At 71.3% G+C, this 23158-nt stretch carries 21 protein-coding genes and 1 pseudogene; 10 read left to right on the forward strand and 12 right to left on the reverse strand.

Going from position 1 to position 23158, the window contains the following annotated elements; genetic code table 11:
- Positions 1 to 3: 3 nt before the first annotated feature.
- Entirely contained in the window at positions 4 to 681 is a 678-nt protein-coding gene (locus QWM81_RS09100) for a DUF4190 domain-containing protein (RefSeq protein ID WP_290111238.1), read from the reverse strand.
- Between the two features lie 87 nt (positions 682 to 768).
- Between QWM81_RS09100 and QWM81_RS09105 the strand changes: the two genes are divergently transcribed.
- The 3 genes from QWM81_RS09105 to QWM81_RS09115 are packed head-to-tail and all read left to right on the forward strand — an operon-like array spanning position 769 to position 3268.
- Positions 769 to 1794, forward strand: a complete 1026-nt coding sequence (locus tag QWM81_RS09105; RefSeq protein ID WP_290111239.1) for an adenosine deaminase — start codon at positions 769 to 771, stop codon at positions 1792 to 1794.
- A complete protein-coding gene (locus QWM81_RS09110; RefSeq protein WP_290111240.1) occupies positions 1794 to 2486 on the forward strand; it encodes a glycerophosphodiester phosphodiesterase in 693 nt (230 codons plus the stop codon). Before QWM81_RS09105 ends, QWM81_RS09110 begins: the two co-directional genes overlap by 1 nt.
- Entirely contained in the window at positions 2483 to 3268 is a 786-nt protein-coding gene (locus QWM81_RS09115; protein WP_290111241.1) for an SAM-dependent methyltransferase, read from the forward strand. Before QWM81_RS09110 ends, QWM81_RS09115 begins: the two co-directional genes overlap by 4 nt.
- Positions 3269 to 3515: 247 nt before the next feature.
- Here QWM81_RS09115 and QWM81_RS09120 read toward each other — a convergent pair whose 3' ends face one another.
- Positions 3516 to 3749 carry a hypothetical protein gene (locus QWM81_RS09120; RefSeq protein ID WP_290111243.1) on the reverse strand — a complete coding sequence of 78 codons (234 nt, stop codon included), beginning with the start codon at positions 3747 to 3749 and terminating at the stop codon, positions 3516 to 3518.
- Between the two features lie 121 nt (positions 3750 to 3870).
- Entirely contained in the window at positions 3871 to 5307 is a 1437-nt protein-coding gene (locus tag QWM81_RS09125; RefSeq protein WP_290111244.1) for a gamma-aminobutyraldehyde dehydrogenase, read from the reverse strand.
- 181 nt (positions 5308 to 5488) lie between these two features.
- On the opposite strand from QWM81_RS09125, the gene QWM81_RS09130 reads away from it, so the two are divergent.
- The 7 genes and pseudogenes from QWM81_RS09130 (at position 5489) to QWM81_RS09160 (ending at position 13056) form a co-directional block, all read left to right on the forward strand.
- Entirely contained in the window at positions 5489 to 5995 is a 507-nt protein-coding gene (locus tag QWM81_RS09130; protein WP_290111245.1) for an Lrp/AsnC family transcriptional regulator, read from the forward strand.
- Positions 5980 to 7359: an aspartate aminotransferase family protein gene (locus QWM81_RS09135; protein ID WP_290111246.1), complete on the forward strand. Its 1380-nt coding sequence runs from the start codon at positions 5980 to 5982 to the stop codon at positions 7357 to 7359. The genes QWM81_RS09130 and QWM81_RS09135 overlap by 16 nt, the downstream gene beginning before the upstream one ends.
- Positions 7360 to 7675: 316 nt before the next feature.
- A pseudogene (locus QWM81_RS09140) lies at positions 7676 to 8320 on the forward strand (ABC transporter ATP-binding protein); the annotation flags it as partial.
- Complete coding sequence (locus tag QWM81_RS09145; protein ID WP_290111248.1) at positions 8302 to 9480, forward strand: hypothetical protein; 1179 nt, start codon at positions 8302 to 8304, stop codon at positions 9478 to 9480. The pseudogene QWM81_RS09140 and the gene QWM81_RS09145, both read left to right, overlap by 19 nt.
- A 213-nt stretch (positions 9481 to 9693) precedes the next feature.
- The gene (locus QWM81_RS09150; RefSeq protein WP_290111249.1) at positions 9694 to 10809 is read left to right on the forward strand and encodes an LOG family protein; all 1116 of its coding nucleotides are present in this window, start codon (positions 9694 to 9696) and stop codon (positions 10807 to 10809) included.
- A 92-nt stretch (positions 10810 to 10901) separates the two neighbouring features.
- Positions 10902 to 11813 carry a DMT family protein gene (locus QWM81_RS09155; protein WP_290111250.1) on the forward strand — a complete coding sequence of 304 codons (912 nt, stop codon included), beginning with the start codon at positions 10902 to 10904 and terminating at the stop codon, positions 11811 to 11813.
- Between the two features lie 37 nt (positions 11814 to 11850).
- Positions 11851 to 13056: a sensor histidine kinase gene (locus QWM81_RS09160; protein WP_290111251.1), complete on the forward strand. Its 1206-nt coding sequence runs from the start codon at positions 11851 to 11853 to the stop codon at positions 13054 to 13056.
- A 101-nt stretch (positions 13057 to 13157) separates the two neighbouring features.
- On the opposite strand, the gene QWM81_RS09165 is transcribed toward QWM81_RS09160, so the two are convergent.
- The 9 genes from QWM81_RS09165 to rpsB form a co-directional block, all read right to left on the reverse strand.
- Positions 13158 to 14174, reverse strand: coding sequence for an ABC transporter ATP-binding protein (locus tag QWM81_RS09165; RefSeq protein WP_290111252.1), 1017 nt, complete (start codon positions 14172 to 14174; stop codon positions 13158 to 13160).
- A 2-nt stretch (positions 14175 to 14176) separates the two neighbouring features.
- Complete coding sequence (locus QWM81_RS09170) at positions 14177 to 15784, reverse strand: ABC transporter permease (RefSeq protein WP_290111253.1); 1608 nt, start codon at positions 15782 to 15784, stop codon at positions 14177 to 14179.
- A gap of 26 nt (positions 15785 to 15810) precedes the next feature.
- Entirely contained in the window at positions 15811 to 16905 is a 1095-nt protein-coding gene (locus tag QWM81_RS09175; protein WP_290111255.1) for a thiamine ABC transporter substrate-binding protein, read from the reverse strand.
- Positions 16906 to 17122: 217 nt separating this feature from the next.
- A complete protein-coding gene (rlmN, locus tag QWM81_RS09180; protein WP_290111256.1) occupies positions 17123 to 18235 on the reverse strand; it encodes a dual-specificity RNA methyltransferase RlmN in 1113 nt (370 codons plus the stop codon).
- Positions 18236 to 18373: 138 nt separating this feature from the next.
- Complete coding sequence (locus tag QWM81_RS09185) at positions 18374 to 19534, reverse strand: phosphatidate cytidylyltransferase (protein ID WP_290111257.1); 1161 nt, start codon at positions 19532 to 19534, stop codon at positions 18374 to 18376.
- Positions 19534 to 20091 carry a ribosome recycling factor gene (gene frr / locus QWM81_RS09190; protein WP_290111258.1) on the reverse strand — a complete coding sequence of 186 codons (558 nt, stop codon included), beginning with the start codon at positions 20089 to 20091 and terminating at the stop codon, positions 19534 to 19536. The genes QWM81_RS09185 and frr overlap by 1 nt, the downstream gene beginning before the upstream one ends.
- Before the next feature lie 136 nt (positions 20092 to 20227).
- Positions 20228 to 21010, reverse strand: a complete 783-nt coding sequence (pyrH, locus tag QWM81_RS09195; protein ID WP_290111259.1) for a UMP kinase — start codon at positions 21008 to 21010, stop codon at positions 20228 to 20230.
- Positions 21011 to 21169: 159 nt separating this feature from the next.
- A complete protein-coding gene (tsf, locus tag QWM81_RS09200) occupies positions 21170 to 22006 on the reverse strand; it encodes a translation elongation factor Ts (RefSeq protein WP_290111260.1) in 837 nt (278 codons plus the stop codon).
- Between the two features lie 99 nt (positions 22007 to 22105).
- Positions 22106 to 23026: a 30S ribosomal protein S2 gene (rpsB, locus tag QWM81_RS09205; RefSeq protein ID WP_290111261.1), complete on the reverse strand. Its 921-nt coding sequence runs from the start codon at positions 23024 to 23026 to the stop codon at positions 22106 to 22108.
- Positions 23027 to 23158 lie beyond the last annotated feature (132 nt).

The raw sequence follows: 23158 nt of genomic DNA on the forward strand, positions 1-23158 counted from the left end.
GGCTCAGCGGTGGGTGGTGACCACCAGGGAGGTGTTGTACGGGTCCGAGTTGTGGTCGTCCTCGTACGTGTCCCGGTAGTCCTCGTTGGTGACCGCCCAGACCAGGAAGCTCAGGAACGCGGCGCTGACCGCGATGCCCACCGAGCCCAGGATGATGCCCGCCAGCGCCATGCCGCTGTTGTCGGCCTCCCCGCGCTGGGCCTTCTTGCGACCGATGATGCCGAAGATCAGCGCCATGATGCCGGGGATGATGCCCAGGCCCCACAGGCAGAACAGGACGAGGGAGACGATGCCGAGCACCATCGCGGTGATGCCCATGCCGTTGGACGGGGCCTGCTGCCAGCCGCCCTGACCGTAGGAGCTGTATCCGGTCTGGTAACCGGTGCCGTAGCCGGGGTAGCCCGGGTAGCCGTAGGCCCCGGTGGGCTGCGTCGGCGCCGGGTAGCCGTAGGTGCCCGGCGTGGGCTGTGCGGGGCCGCCCGGGGCGATCGGGGGCGGCGGGACCTCACCGCCGGGTCCGCCGCCCGGCATCGACGTCATGGTCGGCTGGTCGTGCACACCCGGCCGGGGCGGCTGCGTCGGGTAGGGCTCAGTCGGGTAGGGCTGCGGCGGGACCCGGTCCTGGGGCGGCCTGCTCTCCGGCGGAGCCCACGGATCGTTCGGATCACTCTTCTCTGGCATGAGCCTCCCCCATCGTGTCCGTTCATGCTAACGGCCGCCCTACGATGATCCCTGACCAGCCCGGCCGCGCATATACGGAGGACACCGATGACCGATCTGCACCCCTTCGTCGCCGGGCTGCCCAAGGCGGAACTGCATGTCCACCACGTGGGCTCCGCCTCTCCCCGGATCGTCGCCGAACTGGCGGCCCGCCACCCCGACTCGAAGGTCCCCACCGACCCCGAGGCGCTGGTCGACTACTTCACCTTCACCGACTTCGCCCACTTCATCGAGGTCTACCTCTCCGTCGTGGACCTGATCCGCACCCCGGAGGACGTGCGGCTGCTGACGTACGAGGTCGCCCGCGACATGGCCCGGCAGAACATCCGGTACGCGGAGCTGACCGTCACGCCGTTCAGCTCGACCCGGCGCGGTATCGAGGAGAAGGCGTTCATGGCGGCCATCGAGGACGCCCGCCTCGCGGCCGAGACCGAGCTGGGCGTGATCCTGCGCTGGTGCTTCGACATTCCCGGCGAGGCCGGTCTGGAGGCCGCCGAGGAGACGGCGCGGCTCGCGGTGGACCTGCGGCCCGAGGGCCTGGTGTCGTTCGGTCTCGGCGGCCCCGAGATCGGTGTGCCCCGCCCGCAGTTCAAGCCATACTTCGACCGGGCCATCGCGGCCGGGCTGCACTCCGTCCCGCACGCCGGGGAGACCACCGGCCCGCAGACCGTCTGGGACGCCCTGACCGAGCTGCGCGCCGAGCGCATCGGCCACGGCACCAGCGCCACGCGGGACCCGGAGCTGCTGGCGCACCTGGCCGAGCACCGCATCGCGCTGGAGGTGTGTCCGACCTCCAACATCGCCACCCGCGCCGTGGCGCGCCTCGACGAGCACCCCATAAGGGAGATGGTGGACGCCGGCGTGCTGGTCACCATCAACTCCGACGACCCGCCGATGTTCGGCACCGACCTCAACCACGAGTACGAGATCGCCGCCCGCCTCCTCGGCCTGGACGAGCGGGGCGTCGCCGCCCTCGCCAAGAACGCCGTCGAGGCGTCGTTCCTCGACCCGGCGGGCAAGGCCAGGATCACCGCCGAGATCGACAGCTACACCACCGAGTGGCTGAGGCGCTGATGTCCGCCGTCACCGTCGTGGGACACCGGGGGGACCCCTACCGCGTCCGGGAGAACACACTCGCCTCGATCCGCTCGGCGTACGGGCGCGGCGCGGACGCGGTCGAGATCGACGTACGCCTCACCCGCGACGGCGTCCCGGTCCTCCTGCACGACGACACCCTCAAGCGGCTGTGGGGCGTGGACCGGCCGCTCGCGCACCTCACCCTGGCGGAGGTGCGGGAGCTGACCGGCGCGGAGGGCGTGCCGACGCTGCAGGACGCGCTGCTGGCCGCCGGCGAGCGCCGGGTGATGATCGACCTGCCGGGCGCCACCGGGGAGTCGGTGCGCACCATCGTCGGCACCGTCCACGACTGCGGCGCCCGCGACCGCGTGTACTACTGCTCCAGTGGCGCCGCCATGCTGCTGGTGCGTGCCGCGGACCCGGGCGCCGAGATCGCGCTCACCTGGACGACGCTCGCGCCGCCCCGTCCCGCCCTGCTCGACGCGGTCGCCCCGCGCTGGCTCAACTACCGCTTCGGGCTGGTGAGTCGGGCGCTGACCGACCGGGTCCACCAGGACGGGCTACTGGTCTCGGCCTGGACCGCCGACACCCGCAGGACCATGCGTAGGCTGATCGCGAGCGGGGTGGACGCGATCACCACCAATCGCGTGGACACGCTGAGCGACGTACTGAAGGGGACACGCACGTGACGGCAGGCAGCACCGGCAGTATCCGCACCGACATCGCGCACAACGCCCGCGTCTGGAACTACTGGCTCGGCGGCAAGGACAACTACCCGGTCGACCGCGCGGTCGGCGACCAGGTCGTCAGCATGTACCCGAGCATCGGCGAAGTGGCCCGCGCCGACCGGGCGTTCCTCGGCCGGGCCGTGACGTACCTGGCGGGCGAGGCGGGCGTACGGCAGTTCCTGGACATCGGCACGGGCCTGCCCACCGCCGACAACACCCATGAGGTCGCCCAGCGCATCGCGCCCGGCTCCCGGGTCGTGTATGTCGACAACGACCCGATCGTCCTCGCCCACGCCCGCGCGCTGCTCACCGGTTCCGCCGAGGGCGTGACCGAGTACATCGACGCGGACGCGCACCACCCGGACCGGATCCTCGCGGCCATCGAGCCGACCCTCGACCTGAGCCGGCCGGTCGCCGTGATGATGCTCGGCATCCTCAACTTCGTCCTCGACACTGACGAGGCCCGGTCGATCGTACGGACGCTGATGGCCGCGATGCCGTCCGGCAGCCACCTCGTCCTGACCCACCCGACCCTGGAGCTGGGTGGTGAGGGCAACGCGGAGGCGATGGAGTTCTGGAACAAGAACGCCACGCCGCCCATCACCGCCCGCAGCCGCGAGGAGATCGCGTCGTTCCTGGACGGCCTGGAGATCCTGGAGCCGGGCATCGTGTCATGCGCGAGCTGGCGGTCGCCGGCGCCGAGGGAGCTCGCGCAGTTCGGCGCGGTCGCCCGCAAGCCGTAAGCCCAACGCGCGCGCAGGACCCCACAAGCCCGCAGGCCCGCAGGCCCGCAGGCCCGCAGGACCACAAACCCGCACGCCCGCAGGCCGCCGGCCGTCATATGCGGCACGTCAGGAGGCAGCACATGCGGGCGACCATGGTCACCGGTGCGCCGCAGTAGGGCGCTGGTCTCGCGCATGTCCGCAGCGTGCGCAGGGGTTTACGACCCTTTACCGCGCCCCCGCGCCCCCGCGCCTCGGATGGGCGCGGCTACTGGCCGTGGGCGTCGTTCTCGTCGGCCTCCACGCCCTTGAGCGGTTCACCGCCCTGCGTTCCCTCGTCGGGGCGGAAGCCCTCCGCGGCACTCGCCGTGCCGGGGACGGTGCGGCGGCCGGCCTGGCGCTCGGCGCCCGAGTGGGCTCCGGGCTCCTCCTCGGCCCGCTTGCGGGCGCGGTCCTGCGGGGTCTGCTGGGACTGTGGCGTCTGTGGGGTCTTGTCGTTCATGTCACCTCCCGGGTCGGCGTCCGGGTACCCGCGCCCCGCCTGCCCATACGCCCCGGGAGTAGCGCGCGACAAAGGGGCGGGCCGGGAAAACCCGGCCCGCCCGTGGGTGGTGCGACGGTGATCAGCCCAGCGAGGTCATCACGTGCTTGATGCGCGTGTAGTCCTCGAAGCCGTACGCCGAGAGGTCCTTGCCGTAACCGGACTTCTTGAAGCCGCCGTGCGGCATCTCCGCGACCAGCGGGATGTGGGTGTTGATCCAGACGCAGCCGAAGTCCAGCTTCTTGGACATGCGCATCGCGCGGGCGTGGTCCTTGGTCCAGACGGAGGAGGCCAGCGCGTACTCGACTCCGTTGGCGTACGCGACGGCCTGGTCCTCGTCCGTGAAGGACTGGACGGTGATGACCGGGCCGAAGACCTCGTTCTGGACGATCTCGTCGTCCTGCTTGAGGCCGGAGACGACGGTCGGGGCGTAGAAGTAGCCCTTCTCGCCGACCCGGTGGCCGCCCGCCTCGACCTTGGCGTGGGCGGGGAGGCGGTCGATGAAGCCGCTGACCTGCTTCAGCTGGTTGGCGTTGTTGAGCGGGCCGTACAGCACGTCCGCGTCGTCCGGCCGGCCGGTCTTGGTATCGGCTGCGGCCTTGGCGAGGGCGCTGACGAACTCGTCGTGGATCGACTCGTGGACGAGGACGCGGGTTGCGGCGGTGCAGTCCTGGCCGGCGTTGAAGAAGCCCGCGACCGAGATGTCCTCGACGGCCTTGGCGATGTCGGTGTCCTCGAAGACGACGACCGGCGCCTTGCCGCCCAGCTCCAGGTGGACGCGCTTGACGTCCTTGGCGGCGGACTCGGCGACCTGCATGCCGGCGCGTACGGAGCCGGTGATGGAGGCCATCGCGGGGACCGGGTGCTCGACCATGGCGCGGCCGGTCTCGCGGTCGCCGCACAGGACGTTGAAGACGCCCTTGGGCACGATCGAGCCGATGATCTCAGCGATCAGCACGGTGGAGGCGGGGGTGGTGTCCGAGGGCTTGAGGACGACGGTGTTGCCCGCGGCGAGGGCCGGGGCGAACTTCCACACGGCCATCATCATCGGGTAGTTCCACGGCGCGACCTGGGCGCAGACACCGACCGGCTCACGGCGGACGATCGAGGTCATCCCCTCCATGTACTCGCCGGCGGACTTGCCCTCCAGCAGCCGGGCGGCGCCCGCGAAGAACCGGATCTGGTCCACCATGGGCGGGATCTCTTCGCTGCGGGTGAGCTCGATCGGCTTGCCGGTGTTCTCGCACTCGGCGGCGATGAGGTCCTCGGCGCGCTCCTCGAAGGCGTCGGCGATCTTCAGCAGGACCTTCTGGCGCTCGGCCGGCGTCGTGTCGCGCCAGGCCGGGAAGGCGGCCGCGGCGGCCTCCATGGCGGCGTCGACGTCCGCCTGCCCGGAGAGCGGAGAAGTGGCGTACACCTCGCCGGTGGCCGGGTTGACCACGTCGATGGTCCGTCCGTCGGCGGCGTCCCGGAACTCCCCGTTGATGTAGTTGCGCAGACGACGCAGCTCGGTGGTCACTTGCCACCCCTCCTGTCGATCTCGGTGTGTCTCGGTGTCCCAGTCGGTGAGACACCCCAACCCTAATCGCTGAGGCGACGATTCCGACAGGCCCGACGCTCCACAACTTCGGATTCAGTGGGATTCGATCTCCGTAACAACGGATTTCCTCGATCTGGGGTTGCGCGACTGACGAGACTCGGTGCACAGTGAAGACGTGGCCAGTCGAAGCGCAGAGTCCAGACCAGGGAACGGATCGTCCCCGACGATCGATGCCGTCTCCCTGGCGATCATCGAACAGCTCCAGGAGGACGGACGCCGTCCGTACGCCGCGATCGGCAAGGCCGTGGGCCTGTCGGAGGCGGCCGTGCGCCAGCGCGTCCAGAAGCTCCTCGATCAGGGCGTCATGCAGATTGTCGCCGTCACCGACCCGCTCACCGTGGGATTCCGGCGGCAGGCGATGGTCGGCATCAACGTCGAGGGCGACGTGGAGCAGGTGGCGGACGCTGTGACGGCCATGGCCGAGTGCGAGTACGTGGTGATGACCGCGGGCTCCTTCGACCTGATGGTGGAGATCGTCTGCGAGGACGACGACCACCTCCTGGATGTGATCAACAAGCGCATCCGCACTCTCCCCGGCGTGCGCTCCACCGAGAGCTTCGTCTACCTCAAGCTCAAGAAGCAGACCTATATGTGGGGAACCCGATAGCCGTGAGCAAGGACCTCTCCAAGACCGCCTACGACCACCTGTGGATGCACTTCACCCGCATGTCGTCGTACGAGAACAGCCCCGTCCCGACCATCGTCCGCGGCGAGGGCACCTACATCTACGACGACAAGGGCAAGCGCTACCTCGACGGCCTCGCCGGCCTGTTCGTGGTCCAGGCGGGCCACGGCCGTACCGAACTCGCCGAGACCGCCTACAAGCAGGCCCAGGAGCTCGCCTTCTTCCCGGTGTGGTCCTACGCCCACCCGAAGGCCGTCGAGCTGGCCGAGCGCCTGGCCCACCACGCGCCGGGCGACCTGAACAAGGTCTTCTTCACCACCGGTGGCGGCGAGGCGGTCGAGACCGCCTGGAAGCTGGCCAAGCAGTACTTCAAGCTGGTCGGCAAGCCCACCAAGTACAAGGTCATCTCGCGCGCGGTCGCCTACCACGGCACCCCGCAGGGCGCGCTGTCCATCACCGGCCTGCCGGGCCTGAAGGCCCCGTTCGAGCCGCTGGTCCCGGGCGCGCACAAGGTGCCGAACACCAACATCTACCGCGCCCCGCTCTTCGGCGACGACCCGGAGGCCTACGGCCGCTGGTGCGCCGACCAGATCGAGCAGCAGATCCTCATGGAGGGCCCGGAGACCGTCGCCGCGGTCTTCCTGGAGCCCGTGCAGAACGCCGGTGGCTGCTTCCCGCCGCCGCCCGGGTACTTCCAGCGCGTGCGCGAGATCTGCGACCAGTACGACGTGCTGCTCGTCTCCGACGAGGTCATCTGCGCCTTCGGCCGCCTCGGCACCATGTTCGCGTGTGACAAGTTCGACTACGTACCGGACATGATCACCTGCGCCAAGGGCATGACCTCGGGCTACTCCCCGATCGGCGCGTGCATCATCTCCGACCGCCTGGCGGAGCCGTTCTACAAGGGTGACAACACCTTCCTGCACGGCTACACCTTCGGCGGCCACCCGGTCTCCGCGGCCGTGGGCCTGGCCAACCTCGACATCTTCGAGCGCGAGAACCTCAACCAGCACGTGCTGGACAACGAGGGCAACTTCCGCGCCACGCTGGAGAAGCTGCTCGACCTGCCGATCGTCGGCGACGTGCGCGGCAACGGGTACTTCTACGGCATCGAGCTCGTCAAGGACAAGGCGACCAAGGAGTCGTTCAACGACGACGAGACCGAGCGCGTCCTGTACGGCTTCCTCTCCAAGGCGCTGTTCGACAACGGCCTGTACTGCCGCGCCGACGACCGCGGCGACCCGGTCGTCCAGCTGGCGCCGCCGCTGGTGTCCGACCAGTCCACGTTCGACGAGATCGAGCAGATCCTCCGGGCCACCCTCACCGAGGCCTGGACGAAGCTGTAACCTCGGCGTGATCGTCCGATCGTAGGCTGAACGCGGCCCGGGTCCTGCCCCATCCGAGTGAGATGGGCGGGCCCGGGCCGTGTGCTGTCCGGACACCCCGCTTCCCAATCCCTACGGTTCGAGTGACCGATCGGCCCCGCCTTCGTTCGCCCATCCGGGGGACAACGTACGGGGAACGTACGGGGAAGGTACGGGGGGACGACACATCAGAACCGATACCGAGGTGTACGCCATGGTGGCCCCGCCGGACAACGACGTGCTCTGGGCTCGCGCCCTGCACCACTCCCACAACGGCTCCCCCGCGCTCAGCGGTGTCTCCCTCGGGGTACGCGAGGGAGAGATCCTCGCCGTGAGCGGGCCGCGCGGCTGCGGCAAAACGACACTGCTGCGCTGCCTGTCCGGCCAGCTCGTCCCCCGCGAGGGCGAGGTCTGGTACAACAGCGCCCCCATCCACACCATGACCCCGCTCCAGCGCGAACGGCTGCGCCGGGACCGGTTCGGCTGGATCGGCCCGCGCCCCGACCTCGTCCCCGAGCTGACCGCCTGGGAGAACACCGCGCTGCCCCTGCTGCTGCGCGGCTCCTCCCGCCGCGCCGCCAAGTCGGCGGCCCTGGACTGGCTGGAGCGGCTCGACATCGGCGACTGCGCGCGCAAGCGGCCCCGCGACCTCCTCCAGGCCCAGCGCCAGCGCATCGCCATCGCCCGCTCCCTGGTGACCATGCCCTCGCTGCTGTTCGCCGACGAGCCCACCGCGACGCTGCACCGCGCCGAGGGCACCCAGGTGCTGCGGACCCTCACCGCGGCCGCCCGCTCGCACCGCATCACCGTCCTGATCGCCACGCACGACCCGGACGTGGCGGCACTCGCCGACCGCACGGTGCAGCTGCTCGACGGGCGGCGCGTCAACTCCGTACACCTCGATGGAGCGGAGGGCCGCGACGCGTGCTCGCTCTCCGTCTAGCCCGCGGCGCCCACCCCCTGGTGCTGCTGCGCCGGCTGCTCGTCGCGGCCGCGTCGGCCGGGGTCGGCTTCCTGCTGCTGTGCACCCTGGGGTACGCCATCGGGCACCCCGGCGAGTCACGGACGTCCCTGCTGCGCCTGGCGTGGTGCGCGCTGCCGCTCGCGGCGACCGTGCACTTCGCGGTCGCCGTCGCCCGTACCGATCCGGCCACGCGGCCGCGCCCCGGCCTGTCGGCGATCGGCCTGGGCCCGGCCCGGCTGGCCGCGATCGCGGCAGCGTCGACCGCCGTGTCGTGCACACTCGGCTCGATGGTCGCCCTGCTGGTCTTCCTGCACCTGCGCGGCGACCTCACGGGCCTGCCGTTCGACGGGGCGGCCGCCGAGCTGCTGGCGGCGGGCCGGCCGCTGCCGCTGGCCGGCGCGCTCACCCTGCTCGCCATCACGCCGGCCGTCGCGTCCGGGGCGGCCGCCCTGGCGCTGCGGCCGCGCCGCAAGCCGGTCCTGGACGACGACCCGGACGCCGCCGAGCCCGCCGCGGCCACCGCCCCGACCGGGCTGCCGTGGGGCGTGGCGCTGCTGGCGCTGGGCCTGGCCGTCGAGACGTACACGAGCGCACGCCCCACGGGCGCGACCGGCGCGGCGGCCCTGACGCTGCCGGGCGGCCTCGGCGGCACCCCGGCGGGCGTCCTGGTGGGCTGGGCGCTCACCGCGCTCGGCCTCGCCGTCGCCGGGCCGGGGCTCACGCACCTGTGCGGGCGGCTGCTCCAGACGTTCCGGCCCGGTGTGGTGCGGCTGCTGGCGGGGCGCGCGCTGATGGACGAGGCGCGGCGCATCGGCCGGCCGCTGGGCGTGGCGTGCGCGGTGGCGTCGGCGACGATCGCGGCGACGAGGCTGTACGAGCAGGGGGGCGCCCGTCCCCTCGGTCCGCTGACCGGGCTCGGGGCGGCGCTGGTCATGGCGTGCGCCGCCGCGACGCTGCTGACCTCGGCGCTGGAGTCGCGGCAGACCCGCGTCACCACGAAGGACGCCCTGCTGCGGCTGGGCGCCTCGGCCGGGCTGCTGCGGATGGCCGTGGCGCTGCGAGCCCTGTCGCTGCTGGCCATGTTCGTGCCCCTGACGTGGGCGGTGGCTGAGCTGGCGGCCCTGCCGCTGCGGCGCTGACGCGCGGCCTGCGGACAGGGATTGGGCGGAACGTTTCCGCCATGGGCGCCGCCATGGGGCGCCGCCACAGGGTCCCGCCACGAGGTCCCGCGACGGGGTGCCGCCACGAGGCGGCACCACGGGCGGCACCCGTGACCGCCGTCCCGGGCACCGCCTGTGCCCGGCACCCCGGGGGCGGCGGCCGGGGCGGGACGTGGTGGATATCGTGGCCGCATGGCGCACTCCCCCCGGCACGGCCACGACCGCGAGATCGAGACGCTCCAGGAGTTCGACGCGGCCGTCGCGCGCGGCAGTCTGGTCGGCCATCGCGTCCAGTCCGTCGACCTGACCGGCCGTACGCCGGCGCTGGTCTCCGTGCCGACGACGGGCGCCGTCTTCCTCGGCTGCCCGATGCGGCCCGACGCGGCCGCCAAGGTGCGGGCCGATGGGGCGCTCGTCTTCCCGCCCGTACCGGATCTGCCGTTCGACCCGTACCGGGGGCGGCTCTACTGCCCCGACGAGCTGTTCGCGGGCCTCGCCGAGCAGGGGTACGAGCGGACTCCGGACGCGCTCACCTACGCCTGGTTCCAGCGGACCAAGGCGGACGGTGACGTCTTCGCGTCGATGCTGCGGGCCGTGCACGACGACGCCGTCTCGGACGCGCTGGACGAGCACCTCCACCGGGCGCGCGTGGTGGGCGTGATGGGCGGGCACGCCATGGCACGCGGCACGGACGCGTACGCCGGTGCCGCCCGCCTCGGCCGGAGCCTCGCCCGCGCCGGGCTGACCGTGGCGACGGGCGGCGGGCCCGGCGCCATGGAGGCGGCCAACCTGGGCGCGTACGCCGCACCGCACGACGACGCGATGCTGGACGACGCGCTGCGGCTGCTCGGCAAGGAGCCCTCGTTCGTCCCCTCGGTGGGCGACTGGGCGCGGGCGGCCTTCGAGGTGCGCTCCCGCTGGCCGCGGGGCGGCGACTCGGTGGGCATCCCGACCTGGTTCTACGGGCACGAGCCGCCGAACGCGTTCGCGGCGCACATAGCCAAGTACTTCGCCAACGCCACCCGCGAGGACGGCCTGCTGGCCCGCTGCAACGCGGGCGTGATCTTCCTGCCGGGCGCGGCCGGCACCGTCCAGGAGATCTTCGACAACGCGACCCCCAACTACTACGAATCGCGCGGCGAACCCACCCCGATGGTGCTGGTGAACCGCACCCACTGGACGGAACACCTGCCCGCCTGGCCCCTCCTCCAGGCCCTCGCCGCACGCCGCTCCATGGAGCCGCGCATCGCCCTGGTCGACAGCGTGGAGGAGGCCCCCGAGGCGCTGCGACGGCTGGCCGCCCAGTAGGCGGGTCCGCGTACCCACGGCTGAGAGGCAACGTCCGGGCCCGAAGTCACGTCTGGCAGGTGTAAACAGCACCCCACCGAACGGAGCCGGACGTGCTCATAGGACTGCTGACGGCCGTCGCGGCCTCGATCTGCTACGGAACGGGCTCGGTCCTGCAGGCCGTCGGCTCCCGCAAGTCGGCCCGGCGCGAGGCGGCCGCCGGGCTCACCACCCAGCACGGCGGGCCGTCGCTGTCCTCCACTGCGAAGGCGGCGATGACCTGGGAGTTCATCGTCGGTACGGTCCTCGACTTCGTCGGCTTCGGGCTCGGCGCGCTGGCCGCGCGGATGCTGCCGCTGTTCCTGTCCCAGACGGTGATCAGCGCGAACCTGGTGGTCACCGCCGTACTGAGTGTCAAGCTCCTCGGCATCCGGCTGACCCGCGCCGAGTGGACGTCGATCGGCGTCGTCTGCTCGGCGCTGGTGCTGCTGGCCACGGCGGCGGGCCCGGAGGGCAGCGGGCACACGCCGATCGCCACGCACTGGTGGCTGCTGGCCGTGTCGCTGCTGCTGATGGTGGGTGGCACGGTCGTGGTGCGGCTGCTGGGGGCGAGGGCGGCGATCCTGGCCGGCCTGCTGTCGGGCCTCGGTTTCGGAGCGCTGGGCGTCGGTGTCCGCGTACTGAACGGCATCGACCCGTTCGACCCGGGCGCGCTGCTCGGGGATCCGGCTCTGTACGCGATCCTCGTCGCCGGCGTCGGCGGGATGTACCTGCACACGGTCGCGCTGCAGATCGGCTCCGTGAACGGGGCGACGGCGGCGCTGGTGGTCGGCGAGACCGTGCTGCCCGGCATGATCGGCGTGCTGTGGCTGGGGGACGCGTCGCGGCCGGGGTTCGCGTGGCTGGCGGTGGTGGGGTTCGTGCTGGCGGTGGCGGGCGCGGTCGCGGTGGCGTGGTTCGGCGCGCCGGAGGGGGAGCCGGACCCGGAGCGCGAAGAGCCGCGCGAACTCGCCCGCATCGGCTGAATGGCCCCCTCGTACACTCCCGGCAGGGAGATGAGACATGGGGCTACGGCTCAAGATAGGCGCCACGATCGCCGCGACCGCGGCGCTCGCCGCGCTGGTGACGGGTGTGCAGGTACCGCGGCTGCTGGAGGACCGGAGCCGCGACCAGGCCATGGAACGGCTGCTGGCCGCGGAGCGGATCTACGTGGAGGACGGGCAGGCGCGCTTCGGGCTCAGGGTCGATCCCCCCAATGTGCCCGATGAGCTGCGGCACACGGTTCTTCAGGGGCGGCGCGCCACCTATGTGCAGGTGAACGGTGAACGCCGGCAGATCTGGGCCGCCACGTACGCGGGCGGCCGTGTTCTGGCGCTCAAGCAGTTCGAGGACCCGCTGTCGGACGAGCTTCAGACGGGCATGCTCCGGGCGGGCCTGGTGGGTACGGCGGTGGCCACGCTCATCGGGCTGCTGCTCGCCACCCGGCTCGGCCGCCGGCTGCGCCTGTCCGCCCGGCGGGCGGAGCAGATCACGGGCGGCGACCTCGACGCCCGGCTCCCCCAGGCGGGGCGCGACGAGATCGCGACCCTCACCCGGGCCGTGAACACCATGGCGGACGCGCTGGCGGGGCGGCTGCGCGCGGAGCGCGAGGTGACGGCGAACATCGCGCACGAGCTGCGCACGCCCGTCGCCGGGCTGGTCGCCGCGGCCGGGCTCCTGCCGGACGGCAAGGCGGAGTCGATGGTCAAGGAACGGGCCGCGCGGATGCGGGACCTGATGGAGGACGTCCTGGAGGTGGCCCGCCTCGACAACGGCGGTGAGGAGGCCGACGTCCGGCTGGTGGAGCTGGGCACGCTCGCCCGCCGGGCGGTACGCGCGGTGGAGGACTCCGGGGTACGCCTTGACCTCGTTGCCGACGCGTTCGTGGAGACCGACGCGCGGCGCGTCGAGCGGGTCCTGACCAACCTGGTCAGCAACGCCCTGCGGCACGGCGCCCCGCCGGTGGTCGTCGAGGTCGAGGGCGGTGTCGTGCGCGTCCGCGACGAGGGGGACGGCTTCCCCGCGCACCTACTGGCGCACGGGCCGCAGCGCTTCCACACCAGCGCGGTCGGTACGGGCCTGGGGCTCGGCCTGACGATCGCGGCCGGCCAGGCACGGGTACTGGGCGCCCGTCTGACGTTCACGAACCCGGAGGACGGCGGCGCCTGCGCGGTCCTGGACCTGTCCCCCTCGGTACGCCCGTCCCCGGCGGACCAGACCGGCCCGTAGGCCCCGCACCGACCGGCTCGGCCCGCCCCGGCGGCCCCGGCGCACCCGCGGGGCCCGACCCGCTCCGCCCGGCCCCGGCCGACCCATAGGCCCCGGCCCGCTCAGCTCAGCACCACGACCTCGTCCGAGGTGAAGGTCACGCCGACCACCGCGCCCTCGTCGGGTGCGTCGCGCAGTGCGCACTCGGCCTCCAGGGGTGGGCCCGCGTCGGGGCGGAGCCGTACCGCCACGTGGTGGCCCCGGAACGTCCGCGCCTCGACCGTGCACCGCAGCCCGTCCGCCGGGTCGCCGAGCCGGACCCCGGCGGGCCGCACCAGCACCTGGCGCCCGCCCTGGGGGGACCCCGCCGGCACCGGGACCTTGCCCCACACCGTGTCGGCGGCCTCCCCGCTGACGGTCGCCTCGACCACGTTGTCGAAGCCCAGGAAACGGGCGACGAACTCGGAGGCGGGGCGCCGCCACACCTCCAGCGGCGTACCGCTCTGCGCGATGCGCCCGTCGCGCATGACCACGACCCGGTCGGCGAGCGCGAACGCCTCGCCCTGGTCGTGCGTCACGGCGAGCACCGTCGTACCGAGCCGCCCGAACAGGTGCCGCAGCTCGACCACGAGCCGCTCGCGCAAACCCCGGTCCAGCTGGCCGAGCGGCTCGTCCAGCATCAGCAGCCGGGGGCTGGGTGCCAGCGCCCGGGCGAGCGCCACGCGCTGCTGCTCGCCGCCGGACAGCGCGGCCACCGCCCGCCGCTCGGCGCCCGGCAGCCCGACGAGGTCCAGCAACTCCGCCACCCGCGCGGCCTGCTCCTTCCGGGACACGCCCCGCATCCGCAACCCGAAGGCGACGTTGCCGCCCACGTCCCGCTGCGGGAACAGCTGGTGGTCCTGGAACATCAGCCCGAGCCCGCGCCGGTGCACCGGCACGCCCGCCTGGTCGGCGCCGTCCAGCAGCACCCGCCCGGCATCCACCGGCTGGAGCCCGGCGACGGCCCGCAGCAGCGTCGACTTGCCGCTGCCGCTCGGCCCGAGCACGCACACGATCTCGTGGTCGGCGACGTCCAGCGACACCGCGTCCACCGCCACGCGGGCCCCGAAGCGTACGGTCACGCCGTCAAGACGCAGCATGGTCAGAGCTCCCCGGAGCGGTCGGTGCGGATGCGTTCGAGCAGCAGCAGCGCCACCGCGCACACCGCCATGAGGATCGTCGAAAGGGCCATGGCCTGGCCGTAGTTGAGTTCGCCCGGCCGTCCGAGGAGCCGCGCCACGGCCACCGGCAGGGTGGGGTTGTCGGGCCGGGCGATGAACACCGTCGCCCCGAACTCGCCCAGCGACACGGCGAACGCGAACCCGGCCGCCACCAGCACCGCTCGCCGCACCAGCGGCAGGTCCACCTCGCGCCACACCCGCCACGGCGACGCCCCGAGCACCGCCGCCGCCTCGCGCAGCCGGGCGTCCACCGCCCGCAGGACGGGCAGCATGGTCCGTATGACGAAGGGGACGCCGACCAGGGCCTGGGCGAGCGGCACCAGGATCCACGACGAGCGCAGGTCGAGCGGCGGCTCATCCAGCGCGATCAGGAAACCGAAGCCGACGGTCACGGCGGACACGCCGAGCGGCAGCATCAGCAGCGCGTCGAAGCCGCGTACGAGCCGCCCGGCGCGCCGGGTGAGCGCGGTGGCGGCGAGCCCGCCGATCAGCAGGGCGATCCCGGTCGCGGCGAGCGCGTACTGAAGGGAGTTCCCGATCGCCTCGACCGGCGGCACCAGGAACGTCCCGCCGCCCGCGCCCGCGTCCTGGAGCGCCCGGTAGTACGCCAGGCCGTCCGCTCCGCCGAAGGACCGGGCGACCAGCACACCCAGCGGCAGCAGGAGCAGCAGGACGACCGTGAGCAGTACGGCGCCGAGCAGCGCCCACTGCCCGGCCCCGCGCGGCCGCCGGGCGGTCTGCGCCGCGTCGACCAGTTTCAGCGCGGTCTCCCGCCTGCGTACCGTCCGGGCGTGGACGGCGAGGATGGCGGCCACGGCCACGAACTGCACCAGCGTCAGCACGGCAGCCGTCGGCAGGTCGAGCAGCTGCGCGGTCTGCCGGTAGATCTCCGCCTCCAGCGTCGTGTACGCCGGGCCGCCGAGGATCTGGACGACACCGAAGGAGGTGTACGTGAAGAGGAACACCATCAGCGCGGCCGCCGCCACGGCGGGGGCGAGCGCGGGCAGCGTCACCCGCCGCCACGCCTCGAACCGCGAGGCTCCCAGTACCCGCGCCGCCTCCTCCTGGCGCGGGTCGAGCTGTGACCACAGGCCGCCCACGGTGCGTATGACGACCGCGTAGTTGAAGAAGACGTGCGCCAGGAGGATCGCCCACACGGTGGTGTCCAGGCGCAGTCCCCACAGCTCGTCGGTGAGCCCGCCCCGCCCGACCAGCGCGAGGAAGGCCGTGCCGACGACGACGGTCGGCAGCACGAACGGCACGGTGACGACGGCCCGCAGCACCTGCTTGCCGGGGAAGTCGAAGCGGGCGAAGACATACGCGCCGGGCAGCGCGATCAGCAGGGTGAGCGCGGTCGAGGCGAGCGCCTGCCAGGTGGTGAACCACAGCACGTCCAGGATGTCCGGGCGGCTCAGCACCTCGCCGAGGCGCCCGAACTGCCAGATGCCGTCGCTCTTCAGGCCGCGCCCGACGATCGCGGCGACGGGGTAGGCGAAGAAGACGGCGAAGAACGCCACGGGCAGGACCATCAGCCCCACCCGCAGCGCGCCGCACGTTACCTCAGGACGAGCGAGGACCACGACTGGATCCACTGATCACGGTTCTTGGCGATCTTCTCGGGGGCGAGGGTGTACGGCTTGTCGACCTTCGCGCCGTGCTTGGTGAACAGCTCCGGCAGCTCGGCGTCCTCGGCGACCGGGTTCACGAACATCTGCAGCGGCATGTCTTCCTGGAACTTCTTGCTGATCAGGAAGTCGATGAGGGCCTTGCCGCCGTCCTTGTTCCGCGCCCCGGTCAGCAGGCCCGCGAACTCGGTCTGCTGGAAGCACGTCCCGGTGGCGACCCCGGTCGGCGCCTCCTTCGGCTGCGGCTGGGCGTACAGCACCTCGACGGGCGGGCTGGAGGCGTACGAGACGACCAGCGGCCGGTCGCCCTTGGCCTTCTTGCCGCCGGCGGAGCCGGAGAACTCCTGGTTGTAGGCCAGCTCCCAGCTGTCGACCACCTTGACGCCGTTGGCCTTCAGCTTCTTCCAGTAGTCCTGCCAGCCGTCGTCCCCGTACCTCGCGGCCGTCCCGAGCAGGAAGCCGAGGCCGGGCGAGGACCGCTCGGGGTTCTCGACGACGAGGAGGTTCTTGTACGCCGGCTTGGCGAGGTCGTCGAAGGTCTGCGGCGGCGCCAGCTTCCTGTCGGCGAAGAACTTCTTGTCGTAGTTGACGCAGATCTCGCCGGTGTCGATGGGCGTGACGCGGTGCTCGCCCTTGTCGAGCTCCACGGAGTCAGGAACCCGGTCCAGGCCCTTGGCCTCGTACGGCTCGAAGAGCCCGTTGTCGAGCGCCCGGGAGAGGAGGGTGTTGTCGACGCCGAAGAAGACGTCGCCCTGGGGGGCGCCCTTGGTGAGGATCGCCTTGTTGACGGCCTCACCGGCGTCGCCGCTCTTGAGGACCTTGACGGTGTAGCCGGTCTGCCGGGTGAACTCCTTCAGGACGGCCGGGGAGGCGTTGAAGGAGTCGTGGCTGACGAGGGTCACGGTCTTCGACTCCGTACCGCCGCCCTCGGACGACTTGTCCGCTCCGCCGCCGCAGGCGGTGAGCGTCGTGACGCCCAGCGCGGCGGCGAGGGCGCCGACCGTGATCTTCTTGGTGGTGCTCACTGAGATTCCTCCTGGGTATGACCAGGAAGAGACGCGGCCCTGCCCGCCGCGTTCGCACGGCGGGCAGGGCGCAACAGCTTGAGTAACGACCGAACTTCCTACCCAGAATGACCTGGGCGAGGTTCAGAGGGTCTGCGGCCTGACGGTTGCCGCACTCTCAGCGCTGTGGCGCTCCCCTGTCGGAATATGCAGGTGTGTTCGAGCCCAGACTACAAGGTCAGCGCTCCGCCGCCGCGAGCTGTCCACAGGCACCGTCGATCTCCTGCCCGCGCGTGTCACGCACCGTGACCGGCACACCGTGGGCGGCGATCGCCTCGACGAACGCCTTCTCGTCCTCGGGGCGGGAAGCGGTCCACTTCGAGCCGGGGGTGGGGTTGAGCGGGATCAGGTTGACGTGCACCCGCTTGCCCTTCAGCAGCCTGCCGAGCAGGTCGCCACGCCAGGCCTGGTCGTTGATGTCCCGGATCAGCGCGTACTCGATCGAGACCCGGCGCCCGGACTTCTCCGCGTACTCCCAGGCGGCGTCCAGGACCTCCCGGACCTTCCAGCGCGTATTGACGGGTACGAGGGTGTCGCGCAGCTCGTCGTCGGGGGCGTGCAGCGAGACGGCGAGGCGGCACTTGAAGCCCTCGTCCGCGAAGCGGAGCATCGCGGGGACGAGGCCCACGGTGGAGACGGTGATGCCGCGCTGCGACAGCCCGAGCCCGTCCGGCTCGGGGTCGGTCAGCCGCCTGATGGCCCCCACGACGCGCTTGTAGTTGGCGAGCGGCTCGCCCATGCCCATGAAGACGATGTTGGAAAGCCGCGCGGGACCTCCCGGCACCTCGCCGTCCCTCAGCGCCCGCATGCCGTCCACGATCTGGTGCACGATCTCGGCGGTCGACAGGTTCCGGTCGAGCCCGGCCTGTCCGGTGGCGCAGAACGGGCAGTTCATGCCGCAGCCGGCCTGCGACGAGATGCACATCGTCACGCGGTCCGGGTAGCGCATCAGCACGGACTCGACGAGCGTTCCGTCGTGCAGTCGCCACAGGGTCTTACGGGTGGTGTCGTCGTCGCACGAGATGTGCCGTACGACCTTCATCAGGTCGGGCAGCAGCTCGGCGGCCAGCTTGTCGCGGGACGCGGCGGGGATGTCGGTCCACTGGGCCGGGTCGTGGGCGTACCGCGCGAAGTAGTGCTGGGACAGCTGCTTGGCGCGGAACGGCTTCTCACCGATCGCGGCGACGGCTTCCTTGCGCTCGGCGGGCGTGAGGTCGGCGAGGTGCCGTGGCGGTTTCGTGGCTCCGCGAGGCGCGACGAATGTCAGTTCTCCCGGGGCGGGGCGTGCCATGACCTGGTTCTCCTCAGTAAAGACGAGGCCGCGGTACCTGAGCCGGGAGACCTCACCGGATGATCCCCGCGGGACGCGGGACCGAAAGGGCTCACCGCGACGGCGCGACGAGCCTTTCCAGGGTAACCGGATCGGGCCTCAGCCTGTTCCGACGAAGACCACGAGCAGCAGCCACACCACCGGCGCCGTCGGCAACAGCGAGTCCAAGCGGTCCATGATGCCGCCGTGACCCGGGAGCAGGGTGCCCATGTCCTTGATGCCCAGGTCGCGCTTGATCATCGACTCGCCGAGGTCGCCGAGCGTGGCGCTGGCGGCGACCGCGAGGCCCAGCAGGAGGCCCTGCCACCAGGTGCCGTCGTCGATGGCGAACTCCATGCACAGCGCGCCCGCCGCCATCGCGAACGCCACCGCGCCCCCCAGGCCCTCCCTCGTCTTGCCGGGGCTGATGCGCGGCGCGAGCTTGTGCTTGCCGAAGCGCCAGCCGACCGCGTACGCGCCGGTGTCGCTGACCACGGTGAGCACGAGAAAGGTGAGCACCCGCCACGGGCCGTCGTCGGCGGTGAGCATCAGCGCCACGAACGTCGCCAGGAACGGCACGTAGAACGCGGCGAACACGCCGGCCGTGACGTCCTTGAGGTAACCCTCGGGCGGTTCGGTCATCCGCCAGACGAGCACCGCGAGCGCGGTGAGCGCCATGGCGACCCAGGCGCCCTCCGCGCCGCGTACGTACCCCGCCACGATCATGGCCGTGCCACCGACCGCGAGCGGCACGAGCGGGGCCTTGATGGACTTGCGCTCCTCCAGGCGGGAGGTCAGCTCCCACAGCCCGACCACGACCGCGACCGCTATCACGCCGACGAACACGGCCTTGACGATGAAGAGGGACGCGGCGATCACCCCGCCGAGGCCGATGCCGACCCCTATGGCGGCCCGCAGGTCCCGGCCCGCCCGCTTCTTCTGCGGGGCCGACGCGGGCTGCGCGGCCGGCTGGTCCGGAGGCTGCGGCGCTCCCGAGTGCGGCGGGCTGGGCATGGGCTCCTGCGGCTCCTGCGGCGTCTGGTCACGGAACGGGGGACCGCTCTGCGGAGCGGTCCCCCGGTCGCGGCCGTCCTGGTCTCCACCGTTGTCTCCACCGGTGGGAACGTCGGGCACGATGGGCATGGGCCGAGTCTGCTGTGCCTCATGCCCGTCGTAGGCGGGACCCGCCGGGGCGGCCGGAGCGAGCCCCGGGTCGAATCCCTGGTCGGGCGGACCCCAGTAACCGCCTCTCGGCGGGGCCCCCCAGGAAGAGTCGTTCATCAGACCTCGAGCAGCTCGGCTTCCTTGTGCTTGAGCAGCTCGTCCACCTGCGTGACGTACTTCGCGGTGGTGTCGTCGAGCTCCTTCTCCGCACGGCGGCCCTCGTCCTCGCCGACGTCGCCGTCCTTGATGAACTTGTCGATGGCCTCCTTGGCCTTGCGGCGCACGGAGCGGATCGAGATCTTGGCGTCCTCGCCCTTGGTCTTGGCGACCTTGATGTACTCGCGGCGGCGCTCCTCGGTCAGTTCGGGGAACACCACCCGGATGATGTTGCCGTCGTTGCTCGGGTTGACGCCGAGGTCCGAGTCGCGGATGGCCTGCTCGATGTTGCGCAGCGCGCTCTTGTCGAACGGGGTCACCACGGCCATGCGCGGCTCCGGCACGGAGAACGACGCCAGCTGGTTGATCGGCGTGATGGCGCCGTAGTAATCGGCCACGATCTTGTTGAACATGGCCGGGTGCGCACGTCCGGTACGGATCGCGGCGAAGTCCTCCTTGGCGACCAGGACGGCCTTCTCCATCTTCTCCTCGGCTTCGAGGAGGGTCTCTTCGATCACCACTTGCTCCTGCGTGTCTATGAGTAGGCCCGGCGTACAAAGGGCTGCGGAACCTGCGTCGCGTCTGTTTCCTGCACGTTCCTGCACGGTGTCCGACCGGCAGGACTTTGTCCATCCCCTCGCGGGGGCACCCGGCTCAGGCGCGGGTGCCCTGGGCGCTCACGAGAGTGCCGATCTTCTCACCCCGTACCGCTCGCGCGATATTGCCCTCCGCGAGCAGCTCGAAGACGAGGATCGGCAGGTTGTTGTCGCGGCAGAGGGTGATGGCGGTGGCGTCGGCGACCTTGAGGTCGCGGGCGAGCACCTCCCCGTACTCCAGCGCGTCGAACTTCACCGCGTCCGGGTTGGCCTTGGGGTCGGAGTCGTAGACACCGTCCACGCCGTTCTTGCCCATGAGGAGCGCTTCCGCGTCGATCTCCAGGGCACGCTGGGCGGCGGTGGTGTCGGTGGAGAAGTAGGGCATGCCCATGCCCGCGCCGAAGATGACGACGCGGCCCTTCTCCAGGTGGCGCACGGCGCGCAGCGGGATGTACGGCTCCGCGACCTGGCCCATGGTGATGGCGGTCTGGACGCGTGAGTCGATGCCTTCCTTCTCCAGGAAGTCCTGGAGGGCGAGGCAGTTCATGACCGTACCGAGCATGCCCATGTAGTCGGAGCGCGCCCGGTCCATGCCGCGTACCTGAAGCTCGGCGCCCCGGAAGAAGTTTCCGCCGCCGATCACGACCGCGATCTCCGCGCCGTCGCGGACGACCGCGGCGATCTCGCGTGCGATGGCGTGTACGACGTCGGGGTCGACGCCGAGGCCACCACCGCCGGCGAACGCCTCGCCGGACAGCTTCAGCATGAAGCGGCCGGCCTTTTTACCGGTGTGATGGTCTTTACCGGTGTTGTCGTCGCCCTGTGCGGCGCCCTTGTTCATGGAGATCTCCTCGTGCACATACGAAGAAGGCCATTGCCGGTGGGTGCTGGTGTCCCTGCGGCAATGGCCTCCTCGTCAGATCTGCGGCTGTCCGGCGCGTGCGCGCTCGACGTCCGCTGGGAAAACCCTATCGGGCTCCCGCGTCGATCGCGTACCGGCTCAGATGCCGACCTTGATGCGCGCGAAGCGCTTCAGGGTGACACCGGCCTCGTCCAGGATCTGCTGGACGGACTTCTTGTTGTCGAGCGCGTACGGCTGGCCGAGGAGGGTGGCCTCCTTGAAGAAGCCGTTGACGCGACCCTCGACGATCTTCGGGAGGGCGGCCTCGGGCTTGCCCTCCGCGCGCGTGGTCTCCTCGGCGACGCGGCGCTCGGCCTCGACGACCTCGGCCGGGACGTCCTCGCGGGAGAGGTACTTCGGGGCGAAGGCGGCGATGTGCTGCGCGACACCCTTGGCGACCTCGGCGTTCTCCTTGTCGAGCTCGACGAGGACACCGATCTGCGGGGGGAGGTCGGGCATGGTGCGGTGCATGTACGCCGTGACGTAACCGCCGGAGAACTGCGCGAAGCGGTCCAGGACGATCTTCTCACCGAGGTTGGCGTTGGCCTCGTCGACGAACGCCTGCACGGTCTTGCCGGGCTCGATCTCGGAGGAGAGCAGCGCGTCGATGTCGGCCGGGGAGGTCTTGGCGACGTGCTCGGCCAGGGCCTTGGCGACGCTCTGGAACTTCTCGCCCTTGGCGACGAAGTCCGTCTCGCACTTCAGCTCGACGAGGACACCGGAGGTGTGGTCGTCGGCGATCAGGGAGACGACGGCGCCGTTCTCGGCGGAGCGGCCCTCGCGCTTGGCGACGCCCTTCTGGCCCTTGATGCGCAGGGCCTCGACGGCCTTGTCGACGTTGCCGTCGGACTCGTCCAGCGCCTTCTTGCAGTCCATCATGCCGGCGCCGGTGAGCTCGCGGAGCTTCTTGACGTCAGCGGCGGTGTAGTTCGCCATGATCTGTGAATCTCTCTCGAAGTCTGGAAGATCTACGAAGATCTACGGGTGGACGGCGGGGGCAACGCGCGCCCCCGCCGTCATCCGAACCGTGAAAGGTCAGGCCTGCTCGGCGTCCGCGGCCGGAGCCTCGGCGGCCGGGGCCTCCTCGGCGGGGGCCTCGGCGGCGGGGGCCTCAGCGGCCTCGGCGGCCGGAGCGTCGGCGGCGGCCTCGGCCGGCTTCTCCGCCTCGTCGGCCTTCTTCTCGCCCTCGAGCAGGTCGCGCTCCCACTCGGCGAGCGGCTCACCGGCGGCCTTGTCGCCCGGCTTCTGGTCGCCGGTGGCGGCGCCGGAGCGGGCGATGAGGCCCTCGGCGACGGCGTCGGCGATCACGCGGGTGAGCAGGGTGACGGAGCGGATCGCGTCGTCGTTGCCCGGGATCTTGTAGTCGACCTCGTCGGGGTCGCAGTTGGTGTCGAGGATCGCGACGACCGGGATGTGGAGCTTGCGCGCCTCACCGACGGCGATGTGCTCCTTCTTGGTGTCGACGATCCAGACGGCGCTGGGCACCTTCTGCATCTCGCGGATACCACCGAGGGTCTTCTCCAGCTTGGCCTTCTCGCGCGAGAGGACCAGGAGCTCCTTCTTGGTGAGACCCGAGGCCGCGACGTCCTCGAAGTCGATCTGCTCGAGCTCCTTGAGGCGCTGCAGGCGCTTGTAGACGGTCGAGAAGTTGGTGAGCATGCCGCCCAGCCAGCGCTGGTTGACGTACGGCATGCCGACGCGGGTCGCCTGCTCGGCGATGGCCTCCTGCGCCTGCTTCTTCGTGCCGACGAACATGATGGAGCCGCCGTGCGCGACGGTCTCCTTGACGAACTCGTAGGCGCGGTCGATGTACGACAGCGACTGGAGCAGGTCGATGATGTAGATGCCGTTGCGCTCGGTGAAGATGAAGCGCTTCATCTTCGGGTTCCAGCGACGGGTCTGGTGACCGAAGTGGACGCCGCTCTCCAGCAGCTCCCGCATCGTGACGACGGCCATGGCCGTATCTCCTTGGTTCTCGGTTATGTCCTGACGCCCCGACGCGCTGTGCCACAGGGGACCGAAAAGCGCTGCCACGACCTTTGAGGGTGGTGGCGGGGCGTGCGAAGTCGACCCGGTGACCCGGATCGC

The sequence above is a fragment of the Streptomyces ficellus genome (genome assembly GCF_030406405.1).
Lineage (GTDB): Bacteria > Actinomycetota > Actinomycetes > Streptomycetales > Streptomycetaceae > Streptomyces > Streptomyces ficellus_B.